General features: G+C 58.4%; 16 protein-coding genes and 1 pseudogene. 11 read left to right on the forward strand and 6 right to left on the reverse strand.

The annotated features are described in order from the left end of the window. Positions 1–90: 90 nt before the first annotated feature. Positions 91–489: pseudogene (locus C8N42_RS19730) on the forward strand (DDE-type integrase/transposase/recombinase); the annotation flags it as partial. 126 nt (positions 490–615) lie between these two features. On the opposite strand, the gene C8N42_RS19735 reads toward C8N42_RS19730, so the two are convergent. After that, positions 616–1116 carry an RrF2 family transcriptional regulator gene (locus tag C8N42_RS19735; protein ID WP_170109385.1) on the reverse strand — a complete coding sequence of 167 codons (501 nt, stop codon included), beginning with the start codon at positions 1114–1116 and terminating at the stop codon, positions 616–618. Positions 1117–1174: 58 nt separating this feature from the next. On the opposite strand from C8N42_RS19735, the gene C8N42_RS19740 reads away from it, so the two are divergent. Beyond that, positions 1175–1609, forward strand: coding sequence for a GyrI-like domain-containing protein (locus C8N42_RS19740; RefSeq protein ID WP_107818146.1), 435 nt, complete (start codon positions 1175–1177; stop codon positions 1607–1609). Here C8N42_RS19740 and C8N42_RS22240 read toward each other — a convergent pair. Continuing rightward, positions 1581–2075, reverse strand: coding sequence for a peptide arginase family protein (locus tag C8N42_RS22240; RefSeq protein WP_107818147.1), 495 nt, complete (start codon positions 2073–2075; stop codon positions 1581–1583). The genes C8N42_RS19740 and C8N42_RS22240 overlap by 29 nt on opposite strands. A gap of 23 nt (positions 2076–2098) precedes the next feature. After that, entirely contained in the window at positions 2099–2437 is a 339-nt protein-coding gene (locus tag C8N42_RS19750; protein ID WP_342747983.1) for an SMC-Scp complex subunit ScpB, read from the reverse strand. A 157-nt stretch (positions 2438–2594) separates the two neighbouring features. Here C8N42_RS19750 and C8N42_RS19755 point away from each other — a divergent pair, with 157 nt between their 5' ends. The 5 genes from C8N42_RS19755 (at position 2595) to C8N42_RS22025 (ending at position 7315) form a co-directional block, all read left to right on the forward strand. Beyond that, positions 2595–3425: a type IV toxin-antitoxin system AbiEi family antitoxin domain-containing protein gene (locus C8N42_RS19755; protein ID WP_107818158.1), complete on the forward strand. Its 831-nt coding sequence runs from the start codon at positions 2595–2597 to the stop codon at positions 3423–3425. After that, positions 3415–4332 carry a nucleotidyl transferase AbiEii/AbiGii toxin family protein gene (locus C8N42_RS19760; RefSeq protein WP_107818149.1) on the forward strand — a complete coding sequence of 306 codons (918 nt, stop codon included), beginning with the start codon at positions 3415–3417 and terminating at the stop codon, positions 4330–4332. Before C8N42_RS19755 ends, C8N42_RS19760 begins: the two co-directional genes overlap by 11 nt. Before the next feature lie 148 nt (positions 4333–4480). Beyond that, positions 4481–5416, forward strand: a complete 936-nt coding sequence (locus C8N42_RS19765) for a calcium/sodium antiporter (protein WP_107818150.1) — start codon at positions 4481–4483, stop codon at positions 5414–5416. A 120-nt stretch (positions 5417–5536) separates the two neighbouring features. Next, positions 5537–6238 carry an SLC13 family permease gene (locus tag C8N42_RS22020; RefSeq protein ID WP_245890312.1) on the forward strand — a complete coding sequence of 234 codons (702 nt, stop codon included), beginning with the start codon at positions 5537–5539 and terminating at the stop codon, positions 6236–6238. An 18-nt stretch (positions 6239–6256) separates the two neighbouring features. Further along, positions 6257–7315: an SLC13 family permease gene (locus C8N42_RS22025; RefSeq protein WP_245890313.1), complete on the forward strand. Its 1059-nt coding sequence runs from the start codon at positions 6257–6259 to the stop codon at positions 7313–7315. Positions 7316–7379: 64 nt separating this feature from the next. Here the strand turns inward: C8N42_RS22025 and C8N42_RS19775 are convergent, their stop codons facing one another. Both C8N42_RS19775 and C8N42_RS19780 read right to left on the reverse strand, forming a co-directional pair. Then, positions 7380–8219 (reverse strand): DUF481 domain-containing protein, encoded by an 840-nt coding sequence (locus tag C8N42_RS19775; protein ID WP_107818151.1) that lies wholly within the window; start codon positions 8217–8219, stop codon positions 7380–7382. A 124-nt stretch (positions 8220–8343) separates the two neighbouring features. Beyond that, on the reverse strand, positions 8344–9285 hold the full coding sequence (locus C8N42_RS19780; protein WP_107818152.1) for a LysR family transcriptional regulator: 942 nt from the start codon (positions 9283–9285) through the stop codon (positions 8344–8346). A 181-nt stretch (positions 9286–9466) separates the two neighbouring features. Here C8N42_RS19780 and C8N42_RS19785 point away from each other — a divergent pair, with 181 nt between their 5' ends. From C8N42_RS19785 to C8N42_RS19810, 4 genes are all read left to right on the forward strand, one after another. Then, positions 9467–9670: a hypothetical protein gene (locus tag C8N42_RS19785; RefSeq protein WP_107818153.1), complete on the forward strand. Its 204-nt coding sequence runs from the start codon at positions 9467–9469 to the stop codon at positions 9668–9670. A gap of 1322 nt (positions 9671–10992) precedes the next feature. Next, positions 10993–12027, forward strand: a complete 1035-nt coding sequence (locus C8N42_RS19800) for an HlyD family secretion protein (RefSeq protein WP_107818154.1) — start codon at positions 10993–10995, stop codon at positions 12025–12027. 6 nt (positions 12028–12033) lie between these two features. Then, the gene (gene rbbA / locus C8N42_RS19805) at positions 12034–14748 is read left to right on the forward strand and encodes a ribosome-associated ATPase/putative transporter RbbA (protein ID WP_107818155.1); all 2715 of its coding nucleotides are present in this window, start codon (positions 12034–12036) and stop codon (positions 14746–14748) included. A gap of 1 nt (position 14749) precedes the next feature. After that, positions 14750–15868 carry an ABC transporter permease gene (locus C8N42_RS19810; RefSeq protein ID WP_107818156.1) on the forward strand — a complete coding sequence of 373 codons (1119 nt, stop codon included), beginning with the start codon at positions 14750–14752 and terminating at the stop codon, positions 15866–15868. Positions 15869–15970: 102 nt separating this feature from the next. Here C8N42_RS19810 and C8N42_RS19815 read toward each other — a convergent pair whose 3' ends face one another. Next, a complete protein-coding gene (locus C8N42_RS19815) occupies positions 15971–16522 on the reverse strand; it encodes a TetR/AcrR family transcriptional regulator (protein WP_107818157.1) in 552 nt (183 codons plus the stop codon). Positions 16523–16824 lie beyond the last annotated feature (302 nt).

A 16824-nucleotide genomic window follows, 5' to 3' on the forward strand; every position in this document is an offset into this window, starting at 1 on the left:
TGTTTGAACTCGCGGCTGAACATCCTTCTTGTCATGTAGATTCTCCAGTTTCATTAACACCTTATCTCGGTGTCCACGAAACCGGCAGCAGCTCAGAAAGGCTTGAAAAGTTGGGAGCAACTGCGCGTGATCAACACCGACAAGGCGCCGACCTATGGCGCTGCGCTGGCTGAACTCAAGCAAGAGGGTAAGTGCGCAAGCGACGTTCAGCACCGTCAGGTCAAGTATCTGAACAACGTCGTTGAGGCTGATCACGGCAAGCTCAAGCAGCTGATCAAACCGGTGCGTGGGTTCAAGACGATGAAGACTGCCTATGCCACGATCAAAGGTTTCGAGGTGATGCGGGCGCTACGAAAAGGTCAGGGACGGGCGTACAATTTGACCCGCGATCCCATTGGTGAGAAGCGCATGATTGAGCGGGCCTTCGGCGTTGGGCCGTGTGTCATGGCTGAAACAATGGCCTGGCTGGAGAAACAGCTCGCAGCATAAATGTGTCTGTCCGAGGCGTAAGTGCGACTTGTGGCAAAGTTTGCAACAGAGCCTTGCTGCGATCATCAGAACAATCCCGACACTCTGACCGGATGGATACGCATCGCTCCGACTTTGCGTCCGCATCTAAAGTCCCCGGACAGCGCCGGTTTCAGCGAGCCAATCCTGTGTTGCCTTATCTACACCGGGAATTGGTTCTGCTGCGGCGGATTGTCTCAAATCTGCAAGGCTGGTTGTCGCAAGAACACGCCGCCATTCGGCATCCGCTTTGTGCATAACCCGCGCGATGTTGCAGGGCGTTCGGTAGTGTTTTGGTGCCGCTGCGCACGGTCCTTTCCGACGGATTTCGGTGCAACGAAAGAAGGTCTTATGGTCCTCTAGGGCCACCACGATCTGTAAAAGTGAAACATCTTCAGCCGGTTTGGCCATAGCCAAGCCGCCAGACCGGCCTTCCACAGATTGAATGATCCCTGCCGCTACAAGCTTCTGCATCGCCTTAGAAAAATAGCTAGGCTTGATCCCGTGGTATTCCGCCAAAGCACGCGCCGGAAGGCGCGCACCTTTCGGCATCATCGCAAGAGCAAGGCAGGCATGAAGTCCCCACTCGACAGTTTCAGAGAGCTGCATTATAAACTCCGACATAATTTATCTTAGTTTAATCTAAGCTCACCGAAAGGAAAGCAGAATGTCTCAAATGCAAGAAGAGGGGTTCGCTGTTGTTGGCCTGTCGAAAGTGGTCAGGAATGATGACCCCGCAGCTATTGGGGCGCTATGGGAAGCTTTCCATGCAAGCGATGTTCGCACAAAGGTCGGGGCTGATGCCTCCGAAGACGTCTTCTGCGTCTACCACGACTATGAAGGCAGCTTCATGGATCCATACCGCATGACCATTGGCTATCGCGCCACGTTGACAGATGCGCCGGAGGGTCTTCACATCGCCGAAGTGCCCAGACAGCCTATCGTCACATACGAGGTGAAAGGTCCGCAGCCGCAGTCTTTGATCTCGCAATGGCAAGCTATTTGGCGCGGTGATCTCGACCGATCTTATCTCGCAGACTACGACATCTACGATGCCGCCAATCCCGAAGCCGTTAGCGTAAAGGTAGGCGTGCGGTCCTAGCTAAGGGTGCCACTGCGGACATTGGTGCAGCCGCAGCGAAATGGCGGTTGGTCCGCATAGCTGCCCCTCGGGCTGCGCCCCCCCCCCCCCGGACAGGACCCGTGACGAAAAAGGGCACTTTGGTTGACGATCCGAAATCTGGCCGCGTGTTTCCAAAGCGTTGGCACGGAGCAAAAGGACAACTCCGGTGACTCTCGACACTGAGGTAAGCGTCGATCCCAGCCGCCCAACTTGGCAAATGCTTAAGCCACTCGTCCAAACGGCTCTGAAGCGCGTCGGGATGACGGTCAATGTGTATGAGGGAATGGGGTGCGGTGAGATCGAGTTCCTGCAGCCAGCACCACAGGGCTGCACGATGATTGTCCATCACGTAGACATTACCTGCTCTGCAGAGAAAGTTCTGTTCGACGGACCCTGAATGGTTTCGTCCCTTGAAGGGGACGATCCACTCCCATTCGGTTGTCATTCGTGTTCGCCTTTCAATGCTACTCAACCCTCATTTCTTTGGAGTTCCAGTTCTGGCAGGTCACGCAAGCTTTCCAGATCAAACGTCACTAGGAAGGTCTCCGTGGTCACGAAGGTATGCGGCGGTCCGGGACGCGGCGACCTGGGCCCGCTCGTAATCAGATCCTTGTAGCGCAGCCGGGCCAGCAGATCGCGGCTGACCTCCTTGCCGAAGATGACTGCCAGACCCGCCCGGTCGATCGGCTGATGATAGGCGATGGCGCAGAGCACGCCCATCTCAATTTCGGTGAAGGCCAACGACTGCTCACCAAGATTAGCGGCGGCCTTGATCGCGTCCGCAAACTGGGCCCTGGTCGGGGTCACTTTTATGCAGTGACCCCTGCTTTGCTGGTAAGTGTCAAAGCCAACAACCATCTGTCTCTTTGAGAATTTTAGAATTTGTCGATCCTTGACGGACTATCTCACAGGTTATCACAGAAACAAGTGGCGGCATCTTTAAAAATATATCATTATGTCGCCCATGAGTGGACAAGAACACGAAAAACTAAAGAGCCTTCTTGAGGCTGTCCCCACTGGGTTCCTCGTGGACTCCGCCTGGCTGGAGCACCACGGGATAGGCCGGCGTTCGTCGTACGCCTATGTCCAACGCGGCTGGCTAGAACGCCTTGGACGCGGCGTCTTCCGCCGTCCCTCACCAGGCAGCGCCACCACGAATACGCTCGACTGGAAGACCTGCCTGCTCTCACTCCAGCACATCATGCACTACCCTGTCCATGTCGGGGGGACGACGGCATTGGGCCTGCAAGGCTATGCGCACTATCTCTCACTCGGCGACAAAAGCACAGTCTGGCTCTACGGCTCAAAAATCCCCAACTGGCTCGAAAAACTGCCGCTCAACGCCGAACTCCGCACACGCAGCGTATCGCTGTTCTCCGATCCAGAGTTGGGTGTCAATGACGCACGAAAAAATCTCAACGAGACAGCATCGTCCCTGCCATGGGACTGGAAACTGGTGATGTCCTCGCCGGAACGCGCGATCTTAGAGGCGCTGGACGAGTTGCCGGATCAGGAGAGCTTTCACAACCTCGACATGGTGTTCGAAAGCTTGACGACGTTGCGGCCGAGAACCCTCTCAGCACTGCTCAGAAGTTGCAAGAAGATCAAGGTCAAACGCTTGTTCTTCGTGTTCGCCGACCGCCACGACCATGCTTGGCGCAAGCGTCTCGATCCGGAAGAGTTCGACCTCGGCAGCGGGGATCGCGCATTGGTCAAAGGCGGCAAGATACATCCGCGCTACAGGATCATGGTGCCCGAAGAGTTTGTAGGAAAGGAACGTGGTCATGGCGCGTGAAGACTATGCCGCCCAAGTGGCGCTGCTCGTGCGGATACTGCCGTATGTCGCAAAGGAGAAAATATTTGCGCTCAAGGGCGGGACGGCTATCAACCTCTTCTATCGCGACCTTCCGCGCCTCTCGGTCGATATCGATTTGACCTATCTGCCTGTCAAGGACCGCGCCGAAAGCCTCGTCGAGATCAACGACGCGATGGACCGAATTGCCGCCGCCATCGAAAGCGGAATCACCGGCGCCAAAGCGCAGCGCATTGCCGGCGGTGGCGGCGGCGCCACGCGTGCGCTCGCCCGCCTCGGCACAGCCGAAATCAAGATCGAAACCTCCCCCGTCACCCGGGGCGTCGTGCATGATCCGGAACAACGCGACGTCTCCGAAGCCGTCGAGGAGGCGTTCGGATATGCGGCGATGAACATCGTTTCCTTCGAGGATTTGTTCGGCGGCAAGTTACATGCGGCCCTAGATCGCCAGCATCCGCGAGACCTCTACGACGTCAAACTGCTCTACGAGAACGAAGGGTTCACCGACGCGTTGTTCCGCACCTTTCTGATCTATGTGGCGAGTTCACCCCGCCCACCGCACGAACTTTTGAACCCCAACCTGATCGATCTGGATCAGCCCTATGCGCGAGAGTTCGAGGGCATGACGAAGGACGCAGTCGACCTCACGGAATTGATCACAACGCGCGACCGCCTGATCGGGGATATTCGATCCCGCCTCGATGAGGACGCGAAGAGATTTCTGAAAACTTTGCACGAAGGCGAACCGGATTTCGACGCGATCGATCGCCCTCAGGCGGCCGAGCTTCCAGCGGTCCGATGGAAGCTCATCAACGTGAACAAGCTGAAAGCAGAAAACCCCCAAAAGCATGCCGCACAAGGCAAAGAGCTGGAGAAGCTCCTCGGCTGAAGATGGATCTGAGATAACTGATTTTGAGAGCCATCCCGATGATGAGTGTCCCTTCGAAATATTCTGTCATGCCCCACTTGCACAGTCAGCTCAGACACGCCACCTGCACGTCAGAGACCAGGTGTCGTCTCGCAGGGGAAAACAAATCATGTTTGAAATCTGGGGGCCGCTTGCGGTCGGGCTGATCCTTCTGGTCGCCGGGGGGGATTTGATTGTGCGCGGCGCCGTTCAGGCCGCCGAAAGGCTCGGCGTATCCCCTCTGGTGATCGGCTTGACCCTCGTCGGTTTCGGCACGTCGATGCCCGAGCTCGTGACATCCGTACAGGCCGGGCTGATCGGCTCCCCCGGCATTGCTTATGGCAATATCGTTGGCTCCAACATCGCCAATATCCTGCTCATCGCCGGGGTTTCCGCGATGATCTATCCGGTCATCGTCGGTCGCGCCGCGCTTATGCGGGATGCCATGGTGATGCTGGCTGTCGCGCTGGCCTTCACACTGATGGCGCAAGTGGTTCCCATGGGGCGGCTGGCCGGTGGCCTGTTCGTCATGGTGCTTGCGGGCTATCTCTGGCTCGTCATCCGTCAGGAGCGAACCCTCCCGGACACGGAGACGGATCTGACAACGCCACGTCGCGGGCGGCCTCTCGCGATGGCCCTCGGCATCGCTTTCGCCGGGCTGGTGCTTGTGGTTGCAGGGAGCGCGCTTCTGGTCGATGGGGCCGTGGCATTGGCCCGTGGCATCGGCGTGGCCGAAACGGTCATCGGCCTGACGATCGTGGCGGTCGGCACCTCGCTGCCGGAACTTGTCACCTCGGTCGTCGCAGCCCTCAAAAAACAGGGCGACGTCGCCTTTGGAAACGTCGTGGGGTCGAATATCTACAACCTCCTCGGCATCGGCGGCACCACCGCCCTGATCGCCCCTTCCGAAATGCCCCAGGCCATTTCGCGCTTCGATGCGCCGGTGATGGTCGGCGTCTCACTGCTCTTTCTTCTGGTTTCCGCCACTGGCCTGCGCATCGGGCGCCGCGAAGGGGCTGTCCTCCTGGCGGGTTACGGGGCCTACATATGGTGGCTCTGGCCGTGACCCCACCAGATACGACAGACTTGCCCGCCTCAGCCCAGGTGACGAAAGAGGTGGCGCCAAACCACCTGCGCCTTGCCGATAGCCCCTCTACAATTCGGTATGCCTCAGGTGATTTTCGCGATGTTCCTTGATCTTGGCCCCTATGAACCCTTCGGCGCGCTTGTGCTCGTCTGTGGCGTCTTCGCGCTGTTCCTGATCGAGAAAATCGCCGCCGAAGTGGTCGCCTTATGTGGTGTCGCCCTCGCTCTGCTGTTCGGGCTGATCCAGACCGATGAGCTGCTGTCCGCGCTGAGCAACCCCGCCCCTGCCACCATCGGCGCGATGTTCATCCTGAGCGCGGCCCTCGTGCGCACCGGGGTGCTGGATGCCGTCACAGGCGTCCTCTACCGCGGCATGACGCGCAGGCCCCGCACCACCATCACGGTTTTTTTCGCCCTCGCGGCTCTGGCCTCCGCCTTTATGAACAACACCCCCGTGGTCATGATGCTGATCCCGGTCATTTTCGGCCTCGCCCGGGATCTTGAAACCTCCGCCTCCCGGTTTCTGATCCCGCTCAGCTTCATCGTTATCATGGGCGGCGCATGCAGCCTGATCGGCACCTCGACCAACCTTCTGGTCGATGGCGTGTCACAACAGCTTGGCCTTGCTCCCTTCGGTCTCTTGGAAATCGCCCCGCTCGGCCTTTGCCTGACGGTGATCGGGGGGCTGTTTCTTGCACTCGCCACGCCACGGTTCCTGCCGGACCGTGTGGCCCTGTCCGACACCCGCGCCCTGCGCGCCGGGCGCTCCTGGCAGGTCGTTCTCTTTGTCCCCCATGGATAGCCCCTGATCGGCCGTCAGGTGACAGATGTCCCGGATTTCCGCCGCAGCGGCACCCGCCTCGTCGATCTGATCCGCGAAGATGTCTCTTTGCGGCGCGATCTCTCCGCACAGGTGCTGCAAGCCGGCGATCATGTGGTCTTGCACACGACCGACACGGAGGTGGCGGGCTATCGCGCGAATGTCGGCGGTGGGCTGGCCATGCCTGGCCTCGAACCGGCGTCGGCCCGCCGCCGTCAGGTGATCGAGGCCCTGGTCAATGACCGCAAAAGCCCCATCCTCGATCTCGGCTGGCGGCGCAGCCATGGCGTCTATGCCATCGCCGTGCACCGCCATGGCGCGGCCCTCGATCTGGCGGAAAGCGGCCTGACACTGGCACCCGGCGACACCGTTCTGCTCGATGGCACCATTGATGACATCGAACGGTTGGCGCGTGACGAACAACTGATCCTTCTGGCCCCCATGCTGGCCCGCGCCTTTCGCCGCGGCAAGGCGCCGCTCGCCCTCGCCGTTCTTGCACTTGTGGTGCTCGGATCGGCACTTGAGCTTGCTCCGATCCTGCCTTTGGCCATCATCGGGGCCGCGATTGTGCTGGTCACCGGCTGCGTGGAGCCGGATGAGGGAATTGGGGCCATCGACGGGCGGCTGTTGCTGTTGATCGTCGGTATGCTCGCCCTCGGCAACGCGATGCAGAACAGCGGCGCGATGGAGATGATCGTGGATGCGATTTCCGGGCCGCTCACCCATCTGAGCCCGCTGCTCGCGCTGGCCCTGATCTATGCCGCCACCTCTGTTCTGACGGAGGTGGTGACGAACAACGCCGTGGCCGTGATCATGACACCCATCGGTGTCGGCGTGGCGCAGACCCTTGGCCTCGATCCGCGCGCTTTTGTCGTGGCGATCATGTTTGGCGCAAGCGCCAGTTTCGCCACGCCGATCGGCTATCAGACCAACACGATGGTCTATAACGCGGGCGGCTACAAGTTCACCTATTTTCTGCGGCTCGGTCTTCCGATGAACATTCTCGCGGGGCTGGTCACCGTGCTGCTCGTCCCCGTGTTCTGGCCATTGCAGCTCTAAAGCCTTTCACGCACGCAAAAAAGGGGCGGATTGCTCCGCCCCGAAGTTGCGAGGGATTGTTCGGTCAGTTGAAGGAATAGACCAGAGAGACGCCGAACGTGTTGTCGGTGTGTTTGGCCGCACCCGGTTCCGAATGGTATTCGGTCAGCAGGCTCGTGCGCAGGGCCAGCGTTTCGGTCATCGCGACATTCAGCGCCAGATCATTGATGAGTGCCGTGTCGGATTCGGACCAGATGATGTCCGTGTCATTGGTCAGGAACAAGGTGTTCGTCAACTTATGTGCATAGTCAGAGCCGATGCCAAAGGCGCCTTCGCTGATGTCCGCCGAACCGATGTCCGACAGTTCGGCAAAACGATAGCCCGGACCCGCCTGAACGGACCATTGCACGTCTTTGTCATTGAACACGCGGTAGCCGAGACCGAAGCTCGCGAAAGTGTCGGTTTCATATTGCGCGTCCGTTGCACTGTCGACAGAGCCCTGAACCTTGGCAAAGCCAAAGAGCGTCGGGGCGAAGTCACGGGTGTACTCAAGACCGTAATACAGGGACTCTTCCGCCTCCGAGGTGTCGTCGTCGCTATAGGCATAGTTGAGTTGCAACTCGATGCCGTTCGGACCCCAGACATAGTTGATGTCAGACCCGATGCCCACGTTCAGGCTCTCGTTGTTGCCGGATTCCGCAATGCTGCGCAGCGCGACAGAGCCGCTGAAACCTTGCGGGCGACCTTCATTGCCGAAACGGTCGAGATCGCGCTCGGCAACGTCTTCGATGGCTTCCATCAGGTCTTCGTTCAGATCGCCCGCGACGGTGTCGCGGCCGGTGAGTGTTTGCGCCGACGCGGCAGAGGAAGAGAGGGCGGCAAGAAGGGCCAACAGCGCAACGCCAGATTGAAGTTCGTATTTCATGGGTCTTTCCTTTCCCAGCTCAAGTGAAGTCCGGCCTTTCGGTCCGGAGCATGTCTGCTGGGTCAGGATGTACAGGCTTTCCTAAAACAACAAAAATTCACAATAATTAGGTATAAAGCGAGATTTACCCATGGATGATCGGCGGGTGACTGCCAAGAACCTCCGCCGTGCCGCTTTCGCTGATGGTTTCCAGCTGTGCGATGACGGCGTGATGCTCCGCATCGATCCGCGCCTGGAGTATCGCAAGCGTCGCTTCCGCCACACGGTGCACGTCCTCGTCAATATCGTCGCGCCAGACCGACCAGATCGGATAGGGAAAAAACGGTGCATCCGGCACAAGATGCAGCTGCCCCGCATCGAGATAGCGTTTGATATAGCGCGCTGGCAGATAAGCCGCGGCATGACGCCTTGCCACATAATCCGCGGCCATCGCCCCAAGGGACAGGGTCAGACCGGGGTTCGTCAGATCCGGCAGGGCAAGCGCGTGGGCATGAACGAACTCAGGCCCCCAATCGACAAATACATAATGCTCCGCCAACCCGTCGAGATCGGTTTCGAAAGAGGCCGCAAGCACAAGCTCCTCATCGAACACCTTGCGCGCGGTCAGACCGGGCCGAAGTTGCGGCGTATAAAGAAGACCGACCTGAACGACCCCCTCGACCAGAAAACGGGTGATCCGATCCGGCATCCCCAGTTCGGCCCGGATGTTCAGCGTCGGCAACTTGGTCTGCATCTCGTCGATCCATTGAAACCCAAGACGCGGCCAAAGCGAATATTGCGCGCCGATCGTAAGCGACTTCGTATAGCCCTCCGGCACACCGATTTGTTGCCGCGCCTCTTCCCAGATCTTGATCAGGGACAGGGCATAGCGCTCGAATTCCCGCCCCGCAGAGGTCAACTCCGCGCCCGCTTTCGAGCGGGTAAAAAGCTGTTTGCCCAGGGAATCCTCCAGCCGCTGGATACGCAGGCTGATCGCGGATTGCGTCACGAAAAGCCGCTCACTGGCATTCACGAAAGACCCGGTCGCAGCCACTTCAAGAAAGGTTCGAATGAGCGCGATATCCATGACATTACCTATGATTTATTTTTACTTTAACTATATTTCTTATTCGTTTTTCTAATTCAATCAAATTGCCTATTTTCGCAGTGTGGAAACGGACCACCGTGCATGAGACCCGAAAAGAGAGTGCCCGGCGGGACGGTTTCCGGCTCAACATGACATTCTTGTCCAGACAAGGAGACTGATTATGACGCTGCATGTGACGCGTAAGATGACCTTCGCCCTGCTTTTGTCGGCCGGGATTGGCCTGTCCGCCTGTTCTTCCGATCAGGTGATCGGCAACACCGTCGACGTTGCCGCCGCAGGCACCGAACTCGTTGCCAGAGGCGCGGTTGGCGCCGGTAAACTCGCCTATAAAGGCGGCAAGTCCATCGTCACAGGCGGCGAATAAACGAGGGTGCGGGGCAGTTTCTTGATGACCGAACTCTGATCACCAATCCCTGCCCGCCGGCCCCCGGCGGGTATCTCTCTTTATAAATGACAGAACAGACGCGGGTCGTGTGATCACAGTGAGTCTGACGGTGAATTATGATTGGCCATACCCGAACCGTCACGCGTTTAACCTGATCCATAAAAAGAAAGGCATGACGTGTACAGCGTATCGGAATCTCGGCACAAAAAGACCGGGCTCAGCCCGGCCTTCATGTTCAACAAGGAAGTATAAAGCGATTTGAGTTTCCTCAAAGCCATGCTTAATGTGCCCAAATTACGGGCGACTTTAGATTTCATCCAAGCCCAGACCCTCAGCCGGTTTGGAAATTCAGCCATGCATCTCCCACGACTGCTTCGGATTTGACCGCCGCCGCCCCATCGCACCGTGTTGGAAAACGTCATGGAAGGCCGCGTCGCCGAACAGGGACCGCCCGAAAAGCTGTTCTCCCATGCCGACAGCGAAACCTTCGCCCGTGTCATCTCCAAAACCCGCTGATTGCCCCGAAACCCTAAATGCCCCCTTCCTTCACCCCGCTGAAAATCGAGGCGGCCGAGTTGCGCATTGTCAACCTGCCACTCGTCACCCCTTTCAAAGTTTCAAACCAAACCCTGAGCGACAAAACCTTTCCGATCCTGACCCTGCCCGCCCCGCGCCGATCTGTCCCCGGCGGCAATTCCGCGCGACATCCACGCGCTGATTGCATCCGATCCACAGGCCGCTTTGGCCGAACGTCTGAGCCTGCGTGCGGCGTTGCAATCAGCCTTTGCAAAGGGGCCTGGTTCGACCGCACGCAGGCCGCCTATCTTTTGGGAACGGGATAACCGCCAAGGCTGTGTCTAAAGCGTTTTTCTTTTTATCTGAGCCAGGGAAAAAGAAAACGCAGTGCAACATATAAACGTTGTGAGCGCTTCACACAAAATCTGTGATTCAAATTTAATGCGAAACGCGTTAGCACATGGTTTTATCGAAGTTCCCCGTCTGGGCCATTGAGCAAAGATGTCTCGCCTTTCTGTGTTCCAGCAGGTTCAATGAAGAAAACCCATACGGTCAAAGACAAAATGACACATTTGTCATTTATAATGTGTTACGAGGACCCTTCGGAAGGTATAGAGAATTAAAGCGTTTTTCGTTTAATCTGAATCAGATTGAGTGGAAAACGTTGCCACACTGAATTGATAGTGCTGCGTTTCTCAAAAATTGAGTGCCTCAAGTTTTTTGAGAAACGCTTTAGCGAACGCCATAAACAAAGACTCCTGCCTGTGAGAGAAGAGGCCGCAAACATGTCCGTATTGTCCACATTACATCCCCCAATCCTTCGCATTGTCGTTGCAAGTTTTCTGTCAGCGTTTCTTTCTGTCACTGCCGCACCAGCAACCGCTGGGCCCGACTTCGACACACTGCTCGAAAAATTCGGCAAATCGAGTGGTGAGGAGGGCATCTATAGTTCCAACGGCCGCATTGAGGCGCAAACCGTCGATGTCGCCACGAAATATGCCGGGCGCATCGACAGTGTTACGGCGGCGGAGGGTGATCTGTTGTCTGCGGGCGATGTGATCGCGCAAATGGGCACGGCGGACGCTACGGCCCAGCTCAATGCAGCAAAGGCGGCCGTGCTGCGTGCCAATGCCGGGCTGACGGTGGCGCAGGCGACACTGATGCAGGCCGAAAGCGCGCTTTCCGTGGCACAAACCACCTATGACCGTGTGGTGAAGCTGCATGACAGTGGAACCACATCGCAAAGCACACTCGACGATGCGACCAATGCGCTCAACAGCGCCAAGGCCACGGTCGAGATGGCCAAGGCGCAAATCGAAGATGCCAAGGCGTCCATCGCTGCCGCTGAGGCGGATCAGGACCAGGTGCAATTGGCGCTCGACGATCTGACCATCACCGCGCCGCTGAGAGGCCGGGTGCTGTATCGCCTGCATGAACCAAGCGAGGTGATTGATGCGGGCTATCCTGTGGTCACCATGCTCGATCTGAGCAATGTTTACATGAACATCTACCTGCCCGCGACGGTGATCGGCACGCTGGCGGTGGGCGATGAGGCGCGGCTCATTCTCGATCCGATTTCCGACTATGTCGTTCCCGCGACGATCACGTTCATCTCACCGCAATCGCAATTCACGCCGAAGAGTGTCGAAACGCAGGAGCAGCGCGAAGAGCTTGTGTTCCGGGTGAAACTTTCGGTGCCGCGTGCGCTTTTGGCGAAATACGAGAGCCTGATCAAAAGCGGGGTGCGGGGCATCGGTTTTGTGCGCACCGAACCTGACGTGGACTGGCCGGAGCATCTGACCGTCAACGTGCCGGAGTGATCCGATATGGGGTATGTGGCACGCCTGAACGCCGTGTCGCATCGTTACAAGGCGGTCTTTGCGCTCGACGATGTGACACTCGACATTCCCGCCGGAAAAGTGGTTGGCCTGATCGGTCCGGACGGGGTCGGGAAATCCACGCTTCTGGGCCTCATTGCCGGTGTACGCAAAGCGCAAGCGGGCGAGGTCACGGTGCTCGGCCATAACATGTGCGACGCCAGTGCCCGCAGCACCCTGGGCGCGCGGATTGCCTATATGCCGCAGGGGCTGGGCAAAAACCTCTACCCGACGCTGAGTGTGCGCGAGAACCTCGATTTCTTCGGGCGCCTCTTTGGACAGAAACAGGCCGAACGGCGCGAACGCATCGCGATGCTGACCGAAGCCACTGGGCTTGGGCCATTTCTTGATCGTCCGGCGGGCAAGCTGTCGGGCGGGATGAAGCAGAAGCTCGGGCTTTGCGCGGCGCTGATCCATGATCCTGACCTGCTGATCCTTGACGAACCGACGACCGGGGTGGACCCTTTGTCCCGGCGACAGTTCTGGGAGCTTATTGATCGCATCCGCGCCAAGCTCACCGGCATGAGTGTGCTGGTCGCCACCGCCTATATGGAAGAGGCGGAACGCTTTGAATGGCTGGCGGCCATGAACGACGGCAAGGTGATCGCTACGGGAACGCCTGAGGAAATCCGCGCGCAGACGGGCAAGGCGACACTCGAAGAGGCCTTCATCGAAATGTTGCCGAAAGAGGAGGGCGAGGAGGTCGGAGTAACCCTGCGGCCTCTGCCGAAAAAAGACGGTGCGATGCCGGCCATCGAGGCCTTCGAACTGGTGAAGCGTTTCGGCGATTTTACCGCCGTCGATCATGTCAGTTTCACCATTCCGGAAGGCGAGATTTTCGGCTTTCTCGGCTCCAACGGCTGCGGCAAATCGACGACGATGAAAATGCTCACCGGGCTGTTGCAGCCGACGGAAGGGCGCTCGAAACTCTTTGGCGCAGAGCTTGAGAACGGCGACATGGCCGCGCGCCAGGACATTGGCTACATGTCGCAGGCTTTTTCGCTCTATGCCGAGCTGACGGTGCGGCAGAACCTCGAATTGCACGCCAAGCTCTATCACATTCCACCCGAGCGCCGCGCGGAGCGAGTGCGCGAGGTTTTGGACGAATTCGAACTGACCGAGGTGGCGGCGTCGATGCCCGACGGGTTGCCTTTGGGGATCCGCCAGCGTTTGCAATTGGCGGTCGCGACCATCCACGAGCCGCGCATACTCATCCTAGATGAGCCGACCTCCGGGGTTGATCCTCTGGCGCGCGATGCGTTTTGGCGCAAGCTGATTTCGCTGTCGCGTGACGAGGGTGTGACGATCTTCATCTCCACCCATTTCATGAACGAGGCGGAACGCTGCGACCGGATTTCGCTTATGCATGCCGGGCGCGTGCTCGATGTCGGCACCCCCGAGGAGCTGACCGAACGGCGCGGGGCACAGACATTGGAAGAGGCGTTTATCGCGGCGCTTGAAGGAGAGACGCAGGCCGATGAGGGCGCGGCGGACACCGATGCTTTGAAGAACGATGTCGAGGCCGTCGCCCCCAATGCAGTGCAACGCGCGATGAGCCGTCTTTGGGCCTATACCTCGCGCGAAACGCTGGAATTGATCCGTGATCCGATCCGGATGTTCTTTGCTCTTGCTGGGCCGATCATCCTGTTGATTACCATGGGGTTCGGGATTTCCTTTGATGTCGACAAGCTGAGCTTTGCGGTCAACGACATGGACCACACGCCGGAAAGCCGCCGCCTTATCGAGGCGTTTAGCTCCATTCCCCAATTCGATCAAAAGGACGATTTCACCTCGCTTGACGCGCTGGATCAGCGGATGGAGCGGGGTAACTTGACAGTGGCGTTGGAAATTCCCGATGGCTTTGGCAAAGCGCTGCATCAGGGAAGCGCGCCGGAAATATCGCTCTGGATCGATGGTTCCATGCCGTTCCGTGGAGAAACCGCCGAGGGTTATGCGCTTGGCCTTCTCAGGCAATTCGCCGACGATCTTGCCACCGAAACGGGCACGGAAAGCTCCGACAGCCTGTCGATTACGACTCGCTATCTCTACAATCAGGCTTTCAAAAGCGCGCATGCCATGGTGCCGTCGATGCTCATGCTCATTTTGATGCTGATCCCGGCGATCATGTCGGCGATTTCGGTCGTGCGCGAAAAGGAAACCGGAACGATTGCCAATTTCCGTGCCACCCCGGTGCGCAAGGTGGAGTTCCTCGTCGGTAAGCAAATCCCCTATATCATCATCGCTTGGTTCAATTTCTGGGTTCTGGCGGGGCTTGGCCTTTGGGTCTTCGGCGTGCCCCTGCATGGCAGCCTACCTGCGCTTGGGCTTGCGGCGCTGTTCTATGTCATCGCCACAACTGGCTTTGGGCAGTTTATGTCGAGCTTTACCCGCACGCAGGTCTCGGCGGTCTTCGCAACAGCGGTGCTGTCCATCATTCCGACGGTGAACTTCTCCGGCCTGATCACCCCCGTTTCCACGCTTGCACCTATGGGGCGCATCGTAGGCTTGTCCTTCCCCGGCGCGTGGTTCCAGCCGATCTCCATCGGCACCTTCCTCAAAGGCTTCGGTTTCGGCGATGTTGCGATCAACATCCTTGTCATCGCGGGGTTCTGCCTGATCTATCTCACCCTATCTGTGCTTGCTCTGCGCAAGCAGGAGGCCTGACATGTTGAAAAGCCTCGCCAATATCCTCCTCCTGACGGTCAAGGAGCTGCGTGCGATCCGCGGCGATCTCGTGATGGTCGCCTTGATACTTTACGTGTTCAGCGCGGCCGTCTGGCTTGTGTCTGATGCCGGCTCGACGGAGGTGAAGGACTTGTCCGTCGCTGTGGTCGATGAAGACCACAGCCCGCTTTCAGCCCGGATCATCGACGAAATCCGCGCGCCCCTCTTTGCAACGCCCGTGCTTTTGAGCCCGGCGGAGGCGGCAGAGGCGCAGACCAATGGCGACTATGTTCTGGTCGTCTCTCTGCCCCCCGATCTTGAGCGCGATCTGCGCCGGGGCGATGAGGCGGAGATACAAATTCTTGCGGATGCCACCGCTGTGGCCTTTGCGGGCAATGGCTCGTCCTTCATGACCCAGCTGCTGGCCGAAACCGTCTCCGATTATCTCACGCCGGGCGTCGCCAGCGATGATTTGGTGAATGTGGTGCTCCGCAGCCGGTTCAATCCGAACATGACCGCGCGCTGGTTCACTTCCGTGATGCAGCTGATGAACAACGTCACGATGCTGATGCTGATCTTGTCCGGGGCGTCTTTGATCCGCGAACGTGAACGTGGCACCATCGAACATGTGCTTGTGATGCCCGTGCGTCCGCATGAGATCGTCCTGTCGAAAATTTTTGCCACCGGCGGCGTGATCCTTTTTGCCTCCGTGTTCAGCCTCGTGGTGGTGGTGCAGTGGGCAATGGGGGTGCCGATTGCCGGTTCTCTGGCGCTCTATGTTCTGGGTGCCGCGATCTATGTCGTGTCGGTGGCCTCGCTTGGTCTGATGCTCGCGAGTTTCACCCATAACATGGGCCAATTCGGCCTTTTGACCATTCCGGTCATCGTCATCATGATTCTTCTGTCAGGGGGCATAACCCCGCTCGAATCCATGCCCGACTGGCTACAACTTGTCATGCGCACGATCAGCCCCTCGCCGCATTTCGTCTCCTTTGCACAATCCGTCCTCTACAGGGGCGCAGGGTTGGATCTCGTGATTGGACAGCTTGCCGCGATGATGGCGATGTCGATCGTCGCCCTGTCTATGGTGCTGGCCCGGTTCCGGAAAATCCTGAGCTAAGGCGTTTCTGCTTAAACCAGTTTCCGGGTTTGAGCAGAAGCGCAGCGCAACGTCGAAGCATAAGGTTACTGCACCCAACACAGATGTCTGGCTCGACAAAATTCAAAATTTTGTCCTGAGTTCCCGCGCCAGTTGGGTAAAAGCCGCGTTTGATTGTTGGGCATAGGCAATGACCCACGCGCCCTGCAATTGACAGTGCAAGGAAAAGGCGGCGTCGTCGGGCCGGGCATGCCCCAACCGTTTGGCGTGTTTCTCGATACATTTCGTCCAGCTGCCATAGACCTCCTGCGCGGTGATCTGGAGGCGCGGTTCCAGCGGAGCGGCTTGCAGGATGCTGAGCACGGGACAGGCCGGGACATGAGTCTGTGACGTTACCTCGGTGGCAATGGCGTCGCAGACCATGAGCGCACCTTCGTTAAAGCTTTCGGCCTGCGCGAAGGTCGCATCGAGCAACCGTTCCAGCCACGCCCCAGCCCAGCGTGTCGCGGCTTCGGCCAATTCCTGTTTGCCGTTCGGGAAATGGTAATAGAGCGACCCTTTCGGGAGCCCCGCCTCTTTGAGAAGCTCCGAAAGACCAACGCCCGAATACCCCTTCTGGCGAAAGAGGTTCGAGGCGGTGCGGATCAGCTTGTCGCGGGACGTTGGGTCACTCATGACAAAACAGATAGCGCCATTGGACCGATTGGTCTATTGCTTGCGTAGACCAGTCGGTCCAATGCAGAGGAAGAATGCAAGGAAAGCGAGAGTTTTGGAACAGGCCGCGCAGACAATCACCATTCCGGCGGACGGAGCCACACTTATCGGGACCTGGTATCCGGCATCCGATGCACCCCGGGCCAGTCTGCTGCTGCACGGGGCCACGGGGGCTCTGTTGCAAACTTTGCCACAAGTCGCACTTACGCCTCGGACAGACACATTTATGCTGCGAGCTGTTTCTCCAGCCAGGCCATTGTTTC

Origin of the sequence: Celeribacter persicus, from assembly GCF_003050785.1 — a bacterium.
GTDB classification, from domain to species: domain Bacteria; phylum Pseudomonadota; class Alphaproteobacteria; order Rhodobacterales; family Rhodobacteraceae; genus Celeribacter; species Celeribacter persicus.

Excerpts from the sequence above, each read along its gene's own strand:
- C8N42_RS19735 (WP_170109385.1), bottom strand. The coding sequence starts at position 1,116 with ATGCAGCTCTCTGAAACTGTCGAGTGGGGACTTCATGCCTGCCTTGCT.
- C8N42_RS19740 (WP_107818146.1), top strand. The coding sequence starts at position 1,175 with ATGTCTCAAATGCAAGAAGAGGGGTTCGCTGTTGTTGGCCTGTCGAAA.
- C8N42_RS22240 (WP_107818147.1), bottom strand. The coding sequence starts at position 2,075 with ATGACAACCGAATGGGAGTGGATCGTCCCCTTCAAGGGACGAAACCAT.
- C8N42_RS19755 (WP_107818158.1), top strand. The coding sequence starts at position 2,595 with ATGAGTGGACAAGAACACGAAAAACTAAAGAGCCTTCTTGAGGCTGTC.
- C8N42_RS19760 (WP_107818149.1), top strand. The coding sequence starts at position 3,415 with ATGGCGCGTGAAGACTATGCCGCCCAAGTGGCGCTGCTCGTGCGGATA.
- C8N42_RS19765 (WP_107818150.1), top strand. The coding sequence starts at position 4,481 with ATGTTTGAAATCTGGGGGCCGCTTGCGGTCGGGCTGATCCTTCTGGTC.
- C8N42_RS22020 (WP_245890312.1), top strand. The coding sequence starts at position 5,537 with ATGTTCCTTGATCTTGGCCCCTATGAACCCTTCGGCGCGCTTGTGCTC.
- C8N42_RS19775 (WP_107818151.1), bottom strand. The coding sequence starts at position 8,219 with ATGAAATACGAACTTCAATCTGGCGTTGCGCTGTTGGCCCTTCTTGCC.
- C8N42_RS19780 (WP_107818152.1), bottom strand. The coding sequence starts at position 9,285 with ATGGATATCGCGCTCATTCGAACCTTTCTTGAAGTGGCTGCGACCGGG.
- C8N42_RS19785 (WP_107818153.1), top strand. The coding sequence starts at position 9,467 with ATGACGCTGCATGTGACGCGTAAGATGACCTTCGCCCTGCTTTTGTCG.
- C8N42_RS19800 (WP_107818154.1), top strand. The coding sequence starts at position 10,993 with ATGTCCGTATTGTCCACATTACATCCCCCAATCCTTCGCATTGTCGTT.
- rbbA (WP_107818155.1), top strand. The coding sequence starts at position 12,034 with ATGGGGTATGTGGCACGCCTGAACGCCGTGTCGCATCGTTACAAGGCG.
- C8N42_RS19810 (WP_107818156.1), top strand. The coding sequence starts at position 14,750 with ATGTTGAAAAGCCTCGCCAATATCCTCCTCCTGACGGTCAAGGAGCTG.
- C8N42_RS19815 (WP_107818157.1), bottom strand. The coding sequence starts at position 16,522 with ATGAGTGACCCAACGTCCCGCGACAAGCTGATCCGCACCGCCTCGAAC.